Origin of the sequence: Maledivibacter sp. (assembly GCA_025210375.1) — a bacterium.
Taxonomy (GTDB): Bacteria; Bacillota; Clostridia; order Peptostreptococcales; family Caminicellaceae; genus JAOASB01.
Genome location: JAOASB010000020.1, coordinates 1 through 13457, shown reverse-complemented (window position 1 = coordinate 13457; position 13457 = coordinate 1). Strand labels below are relative to the sequence as shown.

The 13457-nt window shown below is 33.0% G+C and carries 16 protein-coding genes; all 16 read right to left on the bottom strand.

Annotated features, from left to right (window positions below; genetic code table 11):
• Positions 1 to 18 precede the first annotated feature (18 nt).
• The 16 genes from N4A68_06730 to N4A68_06655 all read right to left on the bottom strand — a co-directional run bounded on the left by N4A68_06730 (position 19) and on the right by N4A68_06655 (position 13199).
• A complete protein-coding gene (locus tag N4A68_06730; GenBank protein MCT4564003.1) occupies positions 19 to 525 on the bottom strand; it encodes a gamma carbonic anhydrase family protein in 507 nt (168 codons plus the stop codon).
• Positions 526 to 552: 27 nt separating this feature from the next.
• Positions 553 to 1905: a thioether cross-link-forming SCIFF peptide maturase gene (gene scfB, locus N4A68_06725; protein ID MCT4564002.1), complete on the bottom strand. Its 1353-nt coding sequence runs from the start codon at positions 1903 to 1905 to the stop codon at positions 553 to 555.
• A 267-nt stretch (positions 1906 to 2172) separates the two neighbouring features.
• On the bottom strand, positions 2173 to 2313 hold the full coding sequence (gene scfA / locus N4A68_06720) for a six-cysteine ranthipeptide SCIFF (GenBank protein ID MCT4564001.1): 141 nt from the start codon (positions 2311 to 2313) through the stop codon (positions 2173 to 2175).
• A gap of 71 nt (positions 2314 to 2384) precedes the next feature.
• The gene (locus tag N4A68_06715) at positions 2385 to 2780 is read right to left on the bottom strand and encodes a TIGR04086 family membrane protein (protein ID MCT4564000.1); all 396 of its coding nucleotides are present in this window, start codon (positions 2778 to 2780) and stop codon (positions 2385 to 2387) included.
• Positions 2781 to 2891: 111 nt separating this feature from the next.
• A complete protein-coding gene (gene yajC / locus N4A68_06710; protein MCT4563999.1) occupies positions 2892 to 3158 on the bottom strand; it encodes a preprotein translocase subunit YajC in 267 nt (88 codons plus the stop codon).
• 185 nt (positions 3159 to 3343) lie between these two features.
• Positions 3344 to 4465: a tRNA guanosine(34) transglycosylase Tgt gene (gene tgt, locus N4A68_06705; protein MCT4563998.1), complete on the bottom strand. Its 1122-nt coding sequence runs from the start codon at positions 4463 to 4465 to the stop codon at positions 3344 to 3346.
• An 11-nt stretch (positions 4466 to 4476) separates the two neighbouring features.
• Entirely contained in the window at positions 4477 to 5502 is a 1026-nt protein-coding gene (queA, locus tag N4A68_06700) for a tRNA preQ1(34) S-adenosylmethionine ribosyltransferase-isomerase QueA (GenBank protein MCT4563997.1), read from the bottom strand.
• Positions 5503 to 5580: 78 nt separating this feature from the next.
• Positions 5581 to 7146, bottom strand: coding sequence for a SpoIID/LytB domain-containing protein (locus N4A68_06695; protein MCT4563996.1), 1566 nt, complete (start codon positions 7144 to 7146; stop codon positions 5581 to 5583).
• 110 nt (positions 7147 to 7256) lie between these two features.
• The gene (locus N4A68_06690; protein MCT4563995.1) at positions 7257 to 7469 is read right to left on the bottom strand and encodes a DUF2905 domain-containing protein; all 213 of its coding nucleotides are present in this window, start codon (positions 7467 to 7469) and stop codon (positions 7257 to 7259) included.
• Positions 7448 to 8500 (bottom strand): Holliday junction branch migration DNA helicase RuvB, encoded by a 1053-nt coding sequence (ruvB, locus tag N4A68_06685; GenBank protein MCT4563994.1) that lies wholly within the window; start codon positions 8498 to 8500, stop codon positions 7448 to 7450. Before ruvB ends, N4A68_06690 begins: the two co-directional genes overlap by 22 nt.
• An 18-nt stretch (positions 8501 to 8518) precedes the next feature.
• A complete protein-coding gene (gene ruvA / locus N4A68_06680) occupies positions 8519 to 9121 on the bottom strand; it encodes a Holliday junction branch migration protein RuvA (protein MCT4563993.1) in 603 nt (200 codons plus the stop codon).
• A 31-nt stretch (positions 9122 to 9152) separates the two neighbouring features.
• Complete coding sequence (ruvC, locus tag N4A68_06675; GenBank protein ID MCT4563992.1) at positions 9153 to 9644, bottom strand: crossover junction endodeoxyribonuclease RuvC; 492 nt, start codon at positions 9642 to 9644, stop codon at positions 9153 to 9155.
• Positions 9645 to 9810: 166 nt separating this feature from the next.
• Positions 9811 to 10482, bottom strand: a complete 672-nt coding sequence (locus N4A68_06670; protein MCT4563991.1) for a BofC C-terminal domain-containing protein — start codon at positions 10480 to 10482, stop codon at positions 9811 to 9813.
• Positions 10483 to 10887: 405 nt separating this feature from the next.
• Complete coding sequence (locus N4A68_06665; GenBank protein ID MCT4563990.1) at positions 10888 to 11055, bottom strand: hypothetical protein; 168 nt, start codon at positions 11053 to 11055, stop codon at positions 10888 to 10890.
• A 60-nt stretch (positions 11056 to 11115) separates the two neighbouring features.
• Positions 11116 to 12453, bottom strand: a complete 1338-nt coding sequence (locus N4A68_06660) for a CCA tRNA nucleotidyltransferase (protein MCT4563989.1) — start codon at positions 12451 to 12453, stop codon at positions 11116 to 11118.
• A gap of 95 nt (positions 12454 to 12548) precedes the next feature.
• Positions 12549 to 13199, bottom strand: a complete 651-nt coding sequence (locus N4A68_06655; protein ID MCT4563988.1) for an alpha/beta hydrolase — start codon at positions 13197 to 13199, stop codon at positions 12549 to 12551.
• Positions 13200 to 13457 lie beyond the last annotated feature (258 nt).

Genomic DNA, 13457 nt, shown 5'->3' with positions numbered 1-13457 from the left:
ACCCATATCCTCCTAACTTTATTTCCCTTTGTATTCCTTTGATCGTTTTACATAGTGTATTGCAGATTCTTCTAAACCACTAACTTCTTCTTCAGAAAGCTTTCTTACTACTTTACATGGAGAGCCTACTGCTAACGAATCTTGAGGAATTGTTTTGCCTGGTGGAACCAATGCGCCAGCTCCAATTATAACATTATCTTCAATAACTGCTCCATCTAAAACAATTGCTCCCATTCCAATTAAAACATTATTCCCAATTGTGCAGGCATGAACAATTGCTCCATGACCTATGGTACAATTCTCTCCAATTATCGTTGGCGTATCTTTATTTATATGGACAACACTATTATCCTGTATATTCGTGTTGGCTCCTACTTCAATATAGTTTCCATCCCCCCTTAATACGCTTCCAAACCAAACATTTGCATTTTCCTTTAAAGTTACTCTCCCAATAATTTGAGCTGTTTCAGATACATAACAGCTCCCATGAATACTTGGTTCATGATCTAGGTATTTTATAACCATAAATATTACCTCCACTATAATATAATTCTATTTCATGTTTAGTTTTACCTTTATATACAGTGAACATTCTATTCTCTTTTTTTCCATCTCACAACCAAGCTCATAGGGAACATTTATATCTTCATTAAAGTTATAGGCGTTTGCATGGCATCCACCACTGCAATAAAATTTAGCCCAACATTCCCTACATTTTTCTTTGCTATATACATGGGCATTTGCAAAATTAGTTCCTATTTCCCTGTTTTTGAATTCAGTTAATACATTGCCCATTGAAAAATCTGTATTCCCCACAAATTGATGACAGGGATATATATCACCCTCTGGAGTAATGGCTAAATATTCTGAGCCAGCACCACATCCAGTTAGTCTTTTTATAACACAAGGCCCTTGATTAAGGTCAATCATAAAGTGAAAAAAGTTAAAGCCCTTACCGGCCTCTTCCCTACGGATAATTTCCCTAGCCAACTCTTCATAATGTTCAAGGATTTCCGGCAAATCTTCCTCAGTCAATTCATAACTTTTACCGGGTTCAGCCACCACTGGTTCAATGGAAGTACTCTTAAAGCCTAAATCCGCTAAATGCAGTACATCCTTTGCAAAATCCAGATTATGCTTTGTAAAGGTTCCCCTAACATAATAGCTTTTATCCTTTCTAGCATCCACCATTTTTTTGATTCTAGGAATAATTATATCATATGTGCCCCCACCATTTATGGTATATCTCATCTTATCATTTATTTCTTTTCTTCCATCTATACTTAAAACCACATTGTCCATATTTTCATTAATATACTCTATTATCTCATCATTTAGTAGTACTCCATTTGTAGTTATGGTAAATCTAAATCTTTTATTTGCTTCCTTTTCTCTTTTTCTACCATATTCAACTAATTTCTTTACTACTTCAAAATTTAATAGAGGTTCTCCACCAAAGAAGTCAACCTCTAGATTTCTTCTATTTCCCGAGTTTTCAATAAGAAAATCTAGTGCTTTTTTTCCTACTTCTTCCGTCATTAGGCTTCTATCACCTTTAAAGTCCCCCTGTGAAGCAAAGCAATACTCACATCTAATATTACAGTCATGGGCAATATGAAGACATAAGGCTTTTATAACAGGTTTTCTATTTGTGAAAAAGGAGTTGTTTATATAAGTATCATCACTAAATAATATTCCATTTTCTATAAGCTCATCTATCTCCTCAGCTGCAGCTTCAATTTCACCTTCATTATACTTATTTTTTAACTTTTCAATCATTTCTTGTTTATCACTAAAAGGATAATAATCTAAGATGTCGTAAACTAGTTCATCTACAACGTGAATAGCACCACTATTCACATCCATAACTATCATTACATCATCTATTCTAAACTTATGTATCATATCTTGTCCCCTTTTTCATTAATTTGTATAAAGCTCTAATTTTTATTCTATTAAATTTAGATTTATTAATCAAGTGTAAAATCCATTATAGATAACTCAGATTATCTATATATAGAGATTCCAGTCAAAACTTTAATTTATACATATCAAAAACTCTTAGAAACACTGAGTATTTTGCTATGTATAAATTAAGATTTACCCTAAACTCTCTATAAAATATTTTTCACATAGAAAAAGCAGCCTATATGCTGCCTTTTGTATGTAGTATTATCTGTTTTCACATTCTTGGTTTCCTACTGTACAAGAAGTTTTACACGCGGACTGACAAGATGTTTGACATTCTCCACATCCACCCTTAGCTGCAGATTGCTTAAGTGATCCAAAGCTTAATGTTTTTATGTGCTTCATTTTTTATTCCTACCTCCTAAATTTATAAGTACTACTAAATTATAGCACATAGCTATTACTAATGAAAAGTATTATTTTAAATTTACTCCTATCATTCCTCCTATTCCACCAGAAACAATTCCTATAACCCCTTTTATGATATTAAACTTGTCTATTGAAAAGTCCCTTATAAAAATCCAACTTAAAAACATAATCAACAGGATATATATAGCCCCAGTCACTATACCATGTATGAATCCTTTATTTTTAAATTGTCTAGCTGATAGTAACCCACTAAAGGCTATACTCAAAATCATAATAATAGACGTCACCATGGGCATCATTGCTTCTGATAGAGAAGTAAATGTTATCAGTGCCGCTACAACCACCATGATTATTAATGCAAATAATACTGCTCTTAAAATACTCCTCAAGTATGTAAGTCTAGGCATTTTTTCTTTATTATTTAAAATTTTAGCTTTAGCCAAACCAATACACCTCCCCATAATACTTTATACTTTTAATAAAATATATGTAGGGAGAAATTATTTATACATTTTTTACAAAAAAAAGAATGGCTCTAAACCATTCTCTTTAAACTATTCTTTATCACTTACACTTCCTACAGCCCATTTTGCAATCTGTAGTTTTGCCTTATCAGCACCAACTTCTAGAGTTAACACTTCATCTTTGATGTTTAGCACTTTACCATGTATTCCACCTATGGTTATGATATTATCTCCAACCTTCAATTCACTTCTCATTTTTTGGATGTTCTTATTTTTCTTTTGTTGAGGTCTGATTAACAAAAAGTAAAAGATACCAAAGAACACAACCATCATTACTAAACCTGAATATTGTTGCACTATAACTCTCCTCCTTTTAATCTGTATAGAGTTCTAAGTAAATCTTAACTTATACATATCAAAATCTCATATCTTGCCAAAAGCTTTGATGTGCATAAGTTAAAGTTTTGACTGGAATCTCTATGGTGGCTAATAATACTCAACTTATAATATTCAACAGAAAATTTAATTTTCCTTTATTTTTTTTAATTTAATTCATAGCCATACTTTTGAAAAAACTCTTTTCTAAAATCTAATAAACTATCATTTCTTATTGCTTCCCTTACATTCTCCATAAGCTTAAGTAAAAAGTATAAATTGTGGTATGAAAATAGTCTTGATGATAAAATCTCATTTGCCTTAAATAAATGTCTCAAATATGCTTTAGTATAATTCCTACAAGTATAACAGTCACATTCGGGATCAAGTGGAGTAAAATCGTCAAAGTACCTAGCTTGCTTTATGGTTATTCTCCCTTGACTTGTCATGGCTGTACCATTCCTAGCTATCCTAGTAGGAAGAACACAATCAAACATGTCTATTCCTCTAATAACACCTTCAATCAAACAATCGGGACTACCTACTCCCATGAGATACCTAGGCTTATTCTTAGGCATTAAAGGCGTTGTATATTCAAGGACCTCATACATGAGAGGCTTAGGCTCACCTACACTTAGTCCTCCTACAGCATATCCTGGAAAATCCAGATCAGTAATTTCTTTAACACTTTGTTCTCTTAAATCCTTATACATCCCACCTTGAATAATCCCAAACAATGCCTGGGTATCAGTTCTTTTATGGGCATCTTTACATCTCTTCGCCCATCTAGTTGTCCTTTCCAAAGAATTTTTAACATATTCTCTGTCTGCTGGATAAGGGGCACATTCATCAAAGGCCATCATTATGTCCGAGCCTAAGGCATTTTGAATTTGCATTGCTTTTTCTGGACTTATAAAATGCTTAGAACCATCAATATGAGATCTAAACTCCACTCCTTCTTCAGAAATCTTTCTAAGATCCCCTAAGCTAAAAACCTGAAATCCTCCACTATCAGTAAGTATAGGTCTATCCCAATTCATGAATCTATGAAGCCCACCGGCTTTTTCTACCAGCTCATGGCCGGGTCTTAAATAAAGATGATATGTATTACTTAATATTATTTGCGACTGTACTTCCTTTAATTCCTCTGGTGTCATAGACTTAACAGTTGCCTGTGTGCCTACGGGCATAAAAATAGGAGTTTCTATAGTCCCATGGGGTGTATGTATCTTACCTAATCTAGCACCAGTTTGCTTACATTCTTTTATTAGTTCATATTTTATTGCCATATTTTTTCCTCCTATATCACTAGCATTGCATCTCCAAAACTAAAAAACCTATATCTCTCTTTCACAGCTTCATTATAAGCATTCAATACATTTTCCCTACTGGAAAGGGAGCTAACAAGCATTATTAGCGTAGATTCTGGCAAATGAAAATTTGTCAAAAGTCCATCAATAATCTTAAATTCATAGCCTGGATATATGAATATATCAGTCCAACCATTTCCCTCTTTCATTAATCCTTCATTGCTTGCTACAGTTTCCAACGTTCTTGTGGCTGTTGTTCCAACGGATATTATTCTACCACCATTCTGTTTTGTTGCATTTATTAATTCCGCGGCCTCTTTACTAACCATATAAAATTCCGAATGCATTTTATGTTCAAGTACATTATCTACTTTTACTGGTCTAAATGTTCCAAGCCCTACATGTAAAGTTACATACGCTATTTTTATACCCTTTTTCTGTATTTTATCTAGAAGCTCCTCTGTAAAATGAAGACCTGCCGTTGGCGCAGCAGCAGATCCACTGTGTTTTGAGTACACCGTTTGATATCGCTCTCTATCATTTAAGGTCTCGGTTATATATGGTGGAAGGGGCATATTCCCCAGCTTATCCAGCACCTCTTCAAATATTCCATCATATGTAAATTCTATTATCCTTGTTCCCTCTTCAGCTAAATCAACGATTTCTCCTGTCAATTCATTATTATTACCAAAGGAGAACTTAGAGCCCAGCTTGGCCCTTTTACCAGGTTTAACCAGGGTTTGCCATTTATTTTTATCTACTCTCTTCAAAAGTAAGAATTCAACATTTGCTCCAGTATCCTTTACACCAAAAAGCCTTGCAGGTATGACCCTTGTGTCATTTAGAACTAAGCAATCGCCTTCCCTTAGATAATCTAAAATATCGGCAAAGGTTTTATGCTTTATATCTCCATTTTCTTTGTTAAGTACCATAAGTCTAGATTCATCCCTTACTTCTAAAGGTACCTGAGCAATTAGCTCCTCGGGTAAATCAAAATAAAAATCACTTGTCTTCATTGTCATAACTCCTATTATTTTATTAAATAGCCAATGTTTTAAGGCAATTTTAAGGAATAAAATATAATCTATATATTGCTATTTATATATCATTGTACCACTATAATAGTGCTTTAATATATCTTCATAGATATATCCCAATTCAGCCATTTTTTTTGCTCCCCATTGACTCATACCCAATCCATGACCATATCCTATACCACTAAATATGTATTTTGTAGGAACTCCAGAAGATGTTATATAATCATCCCCATTAAATACTTTATAGTTCTCATCTGGCGAGGTTTTTATAGACTTATCCGCTGATAATATAGTAACACTACTCATTGGTTTCGTAGTAATACTATCAAAGTCAGCTGATTTTATAAAAAAGTCCACATCTGAACTAATATTAAAATTCATACTTTTTATGGCCCTAGGACCAAATATTGATCTAGTCTTTCCCTTTGCTAAATCTATTTCCCTCGAACCATCACTTATCTTTAAGCTTAGCACTCTACCGCTCTTTGAACGCCCTTCTGAATACATTGCCCTTATATCTCCTATAGTAAGTCCAGCGGAATTCAATATATTTTTTACTTCTTTTACAGTATAACTCTTTGTCCAATTGCTATTTGGAGCCCCTAAAGAAAATTCGTCCTCAACTCCTCTAATATATGGCAACTTAATACTCCAAACATTTTCACTATCTTCTGTGTGTCCCCCACTATTGGAATGATAAAAGGGACTTATTATTTTACCATCATAGATTAACACTTCCCCAGCCGTTTCGTCAACCGCCATATTACTTCTTGGCTTTTCAACATCGTAGCCTCCATATACTTGACAATTAGTAGTACTACATAAATTGAAACCCAAATCTTCATGCTTATGTATAGTTGCAATCGCGTAGGTACGTGCTGCAACAGCTTGAGCTTTCAATGCCTCCATCGGCCAATCCCCCGACATTTCCCTTGGAAGAACTCCATAAAGATAATCCTCTAAGCTTATATTATTTATGATAGTCATATCACTCTCCGGGAACCTTTTAACAATTATACCTCCACGATATTTCTTGTCATCAAGGGATATTAACTCATTTCCATCTTTATCAAGGACGGGTCTAAAATTATATTCTCTTTCGGAACAATTATACATAAAGATGTTTTTTCCTCTTTTGTCTGAAACTACAACACATCCATTATTAGGATTTACAACTTGCAGTTTTTTATTACTGATATTTCCATTTCCACCTGCGAATTCTTCTGCTTGTTCCTTTGTAGTAAATAGACCTATCCATACCTTCCAGCCCCTATCATATACTGGATAACAACCTAAGTCCCCCAAAGAATCTATAAAGCCTTCCATTTCTTCTTTAGATGAAAAACTATCCCCTACCTGTATCTTAAAGTACTCATCCCTTTTAATAATAAGCTTCTCTTCGTCCATAAGATCGAATAAGGTACAGAATTCATTATCATCATAATATCCAAAGTCAAATCCACTAATAGACTTAAGATTTACTACAGACGCAGATCCTTCACCATATCTAAGACCAATCTTAACTAAACTAGGTATACTATCCTTATCAATACCCCATGAAACGATTGTGCTAAAAATTAAGATTAATATTAAACCGCACAAGACATATACTCTTTTTTTCATCTTGACTCCCCTTTTATAGTATTTATGCATATGAAAAAACTAAACAAGTTAGATGTACGAAAAGAATCAAAAGGACGAGTAAAATGACTAGTTTATTTTTTGAAGGCCCCTTATCTCTTAAAGAATAAATTTAATATTGTAGTTAAGAGAACACTAATAATGATACATGTTAGTATAGGAAAATAAAAAGTCATATTACCTTTCTTAATGAAGATATCTCCAGGCAAGCGTCCAAGCCCTATTTTGCTCCCTAGTATGATTATTACTCCTATTATTATAAGGGTAATACCAAGATATATAATTAATCTTCCAATAGATCCCATAGCTTTTCATCTCCATCTTTTTGATGAAAGTCTAATCCCATATGCTCATAGCCCTTTTTAGTTACTACCCTTCCCCTAGGAGTTCTATTAATAAAACCTAATTGCAATAAAAATGGTTCAATGACATCTTCCACGGTATTTTTCTCCTCACCAGTTGAAGCCGCTAATGTATCTAGTCCAACTGGTCCTCCGTCAAAGTTTTGTATTATTGTTGTTAGTATTTTTCTATCAACTCCATCAAGTCCAAGATCATCGACCTCTAACATTTTTAAAGCTTTCCTTGCCACTTCAATGGTTATTTCTCCGTCACCAACAACCTGTGCAAAATCTCTAACCCTTTTTAGTAATCTATTAACAATTCTAGGTGTTCCTCTACTTCTTTTTGCTATTTCCAATGCTGCTTCATCACTAATAGGCACATTAAGAAGATTAGCTGATCTTAGTACAATAGTTTTTAAATCCTTATTTTTATAAAGATCCAATTTACAAATAACCCCAAATCTATCTCTAAGTGGAGATGTCAACATTCCAGCCCTTGTTGTAGCTCCTATCAAAGTAAACTTTGGTAATTCAATCCTTACCGATCTAGCACTTGGTCCTTTACCAATAATAATATCTAAAGCATAATCCTCCATAGAAGGATAAAGCACTTCTTCAACGCTGCGGCTGAGTCTATGTATCTCATCTATAAATAAAACATCGTTCTCCATTAGATTTGTCAGTATAGCCGCTAAGTCCCCAGGGCGTTCAATTGCCGGCCCAGAGGTTATCCTTATATTTACCCCCATTTCATTGGCAATAATATTAGACAAGGTTGTTTTCCCAAGCCCAGGAGGCCCATATAATAGTACATGATCTAGGGCTTCCCCCCTCATCTTTGCGGCATCTATAAAAATATTAAGCTTATTTTTAACCTTATCTTGTCCAATATATTCCTTTAAGTTTTTGGGTCTTAGGCTGCCTTCTACTTCATTATCATCTTCCTTGAGAGTAGGGGTTACTATTCTATTATCATCTAATCCATTACTCATTTCAATCCATCATCCTTCCTATTTAACTAACAGCTTCAATGACTGCTTTATCTTTTCCTCAATTGGAAGACTACTATCTATTTTTCCAAGCACTTTCTGTGCCTCTACTCTACTATACCCTAATGACACAAGAGCTTCAATGACTTCGTCATTATCTGAAGTAATATTTATTATATTATTGTCAAATTCAACAGAATCCAATGTTTTAAATTCATCGACTTTATTAACTTTATCCTTAAGCTCTAAAACAATCCGTTGAGCAGTTTTTTTACCTATTCCAGGAGCCCGTGTTAAGCTTGTCACATCCCCAGCCATTAAAACATTGACTAATTGTCCATATGGAATAGAAGATAGGACACCCAAGGCCACCTTGGTTCCTACCCCTTTAACTGTCCTAAGTAAATCAAAGACCTTTAGTTCAGCTCTACAGCTAAACCCACATAGTCTTATATCATCTTCCCTAACAATCATCTGAGTATATACTATAGCATCTCCGCTTTTTCCGTTCAAGTCAGAAACCGTATAAGCAGAAGTATATATTTTATAACCTATTGAATTATTTTCTATTACAACATGATCTTCTCCAATATAATCTAATTTTCCCTTAATAAAATCTATCAATTATCTCACCTCGTTAGTTTAGTTTAAAGTTCTAACATTTAAAAATGTTACCCATTCTACCGGTATGGGCATGGCAGATGGCAACTGCCAGCGCATCGGCTACATCATCGGGTTTTGGTACTGACTTAAGGTTTAGAAAGGTTTTTACCATTATCTGTACCTGTTTCTTTTCCGCCCTACCATAGCCAACCACTCCTTGCTTCACCTGAAGTGGTGTGTATTCAAAAATTTCTACATTCTTTTGAGCGGCGGCTAATATAGCCACTCCCCTTGCCTGCCCTACAACTATTGCGGTTTTAACATTTTTATTGAAAAACAGTTCTTCTATAGCAACTGCATCGGGCTTATATAAATCCAATATTTCTTCTAACTCAATATAAATTTTTTTCAATCTATCTGGAGTTGCTTGTTTTGAGTCAGTAAGTATTGCTCCATAATCCAATGTTTTAAAAGAGTTCCCATTATATTCTACTATACCATATCCAAGTATTGCAATGCCTGGATCAATTCCTAAAATGATCATTTCTATATCCTCCAATATAATATTATTGATACAAACATATATTCGATATCAATGCTGTTAATCCTTCTTTTTTATGGATGGTAATATAAAAAAACGACCAGGTAGCACCTCCAGTTCATGTTTTGGATGTGACTTAATAAAAAAAAAGATGTACGAGTATGTACACCTAGTTACTATAACCTTCTATGATCCTATACAATTCTTCTAAGTTTTTAGCAATTATTCCTTTATCCAGCTTTAATTTATCCATTTCACTTAAGGTTGATATGGATATGTCCGTTACCTCATATACCTCCTTTTTACCTTCTTTATTAATTTTATAAACTGCTATATACCCATCCTTATTTTGTATTATGAAGTAATTGGGATTATATCCATCAATTTCTTTATATAGGGAGGCGGTTCTAAGGGAAACCCCTTTGATTTCCCAATCCCTATAGTTATCTTCTATATATTCTTTAAATTGATTTAGGTTCGCTCCCACAATAGTAACTGGAATTTCGACCTTTTTAGTATCTGTTTTACCAGTTTTTAAATAAAGTGTATTAAAAACAATTTTTGATTCTTCATTTACTACCTTCATTGTCTCATTAATATTAGCTTCTTTATTTTCAATAGTTTCTTGGCTATCTTCATTATTAACTTTTTCATCATCCCTAGTTTTTATATTACTCCCTGGATAGTTGTTATTACTACTTAATGGTAACTTGCTGGTATTCTGGGGCTTATTTAATGGTTTATTATTAGACATATATCCATAGGTAAACCCGGCAAAAAGGAGAATACCACACAATAATACAACCACTCTACCCGTCTTCCTTTTTTTCTTATAAAGCACAATAAAACCTCCTTGCATATTTAACATATATGTATAGTCATTCTTAATATTATTGAGCCATAGTTTAATTTATCTAGTATTTTAGCCATTTCAAAATATTTTATACAAAATTATGGAAATCAGTTTTCTAGCTTCACTTTATAATTATAAATATTCGACATTTTTTATAATCGAAATAAATATATTGACATCTATTGTCGTTTAGGGTAAAATCTTAATATAATATGTTTAATACGCATACATTTTTTTTGAACCCAAGGGTTCATTTTTTCTTTTTTGAAAATTAATAAATTTAAAAACACTTCTATAGGGAAATCCCATAGAAGTGTTTTCTATTTAAATGTGAAATTACTATTTATCATCCCTATAACTAATAGGCCTGTCGTAATACCATTTTTTATAGCCTCAATCCTTAGATAATATATCCTTAATTGCCTTAGCAACTATTTCGTCGGGGACATTATCCAGCTTACCTTTTCCCTTATCTTTAATTTCTAAAATATCTGGAATTTCTTTTTGTTTGGATAAAACCTTTCCCCTATGGGAATCCTTCTTTTTCTTTTTGAAAAACATTTCTTTCCCCCCATTAAAGCAGATTCAAAATAAACTATTAATCCTACTCGTTTATTTTTTTCATATTTCTAAAATCTCTTTTGCTTCATCAATCAATATATGCCTTTTATTCAGTTGTGGATTGTCTAGAACCCTATCTAATAGTTTATTTAAAATAGCACCTATTTCTTTACCTTGAGCTACCCCTAGGATCATTAAATCATTACCATTTATATCTAAATCCTTTACAGTTAATGGCTGCTGTTCATTTAATATTTTATCACTTATCTCTTTTGCTTTGTTAATATTGCTAAAATCATAGGGTGCTTTACTCCCCTTTATATCTGCTGCTTGAAGCTTAAATAGTCTATCTATATTATCCTTGCCAACTCTATTAATCAATCTTTTTATTACTCTTGGTGTAGGCATATCGTGCTTTATCATATGTTCCTTAACTAGTGCCTTAACTGACTCAATTGTTCTATTATCGTATTTCAATCTTTTTAGTATGCCTTCAGCTAATTCCATCCCCCTCATATGATGCCTATAGAAATGTCCTATATTTTCCTCATCTACAGAAAAGGTCTCGGGTTTAGCAATATCATGTAATAATGCTGAAAGCCTCAACACCAAATCCTTATCCGTATTATCTAATACACTTAAGGTATGATAAAATACGTCTTTATCATGATGGGGATTTTTCTGCTGAAACCTAACGCATTTTTGAAGTTCGGGCAGGATATGTTGTAGCAATCCAGTTACCTCTAATAGCTCAATCCCCTTTGAGGGCCTTTGTGATAATAGAATCCTATTAATTTCTTCTCTTATTCTTTCCTTACTAATATTTACGATGTTTCGTGATAGCTCCTTGATAGCTTTAAATGTTTCTACATCAAGCTCATATTCTAGTTGTGATGAAAACCTGACACCCCTTAACATCCTTAGATAATCTTCATTAAACCTTTCAAAGGCATTTCCTACACACTTAATTTTCTTATTATGTATATCGTCTATACCCCCATAATAGTCTATTAAACCGTGGTTATTATTATAAGCCATAGCATTGATAGTAAAATCCCTACGCTTTAAATCTTCCCTTAAGCTATTGGTAAATTCAACTTCACTGGGCCTTCTTCCATCTATGTATTCTTTGTCTATTCTATATGTAGTCACTTCAAAATGCTGATTATTTATAACCACTGTCACTGTACCATGCTTTAACCCAGTAGGTATTACTTTAAAATGCCTAAAAATATGCAGCATTTCCTTAGGCTCAGCACTTGTACAAATATCCCAATCATTTGGAATTTTACCTATAATACTGTCTCTAACACATCCTCCTACTATATATCCTTCATATCCATTGTTATACAATACATCCAATATAATTTCAACTTCCTTTGGTAGCTGAATAATCATTTTTATATCCTCCGATTAATATTACTTATAGGGATTCATATACATTATATAATATATTGAAAATGTAAAAATAGGTATACATAGCTTGAATATATTTAGGACTCAATAAATCGTCCTTTTTCTATAAAATTATCTGCAAGCTTTGCGGTTTTCCATTTATAATGTATTTCTTTATGCCCATAGGGCAGTATGATAAAATCGTTTAGCCCTTTGTGAAATACAGAATTCACATTAATCCTACCATCATTTTGATCTTTCAAAAACTTACCCATAAGAAGATTGTTTCTATTTCCTGCTATAGCTCCGACTCTGACTTTATCCCCCTTAATAAACTCTATACTTTTTACATATTCTGTTCGCAATGATTTAAGGGTTTTATAGGCATCGGTTAAGAAACCGAAATATCTAGCTGCCAAATCCGCAAGCTCACTCCCATTATTCGGTGTAGCAATCAAAACACAATTATTAACTTGATCAATAAACTTAGTATTCAATAGAAGTTTTCTTATTATCAAACCCCCCGTACTATGTCCAATCAAATTAATTTTTTCACCCCCCCTTAAATCCTTTAAAATACCTTCTATACTTTTTTCAAATACAGAATAGGCATAATCAATTTCCTTATATGTTAAAGGTAAATCTACCACTATGCATTTATGATTAAGCTTTTCTAAATTCTTAGAGAGAACATACATATCCTTTTTGTTCTTATTGTATCCATGCACTAGGACAGAATTTTTCGTCATAACCCTTTACACTCCACTTTTCTGTTTTTTCTATTTTACCATATAGAGAATTAGCATGAAATAGTTCTTGGCTTTACTAATCTAATTATTATTCTATACTTAATCCTATTAATTTAAATGAGCAAATTGCATAATTACTTTCTATAAAAACCATCTACTACATGTAGTTTAAAAATCTTCAAAGCTATACCACCAAATATGCTTATATCTTAAGTAATTAAATTAAGGATGATATTCGCATATGCAATTGTGCCAAGT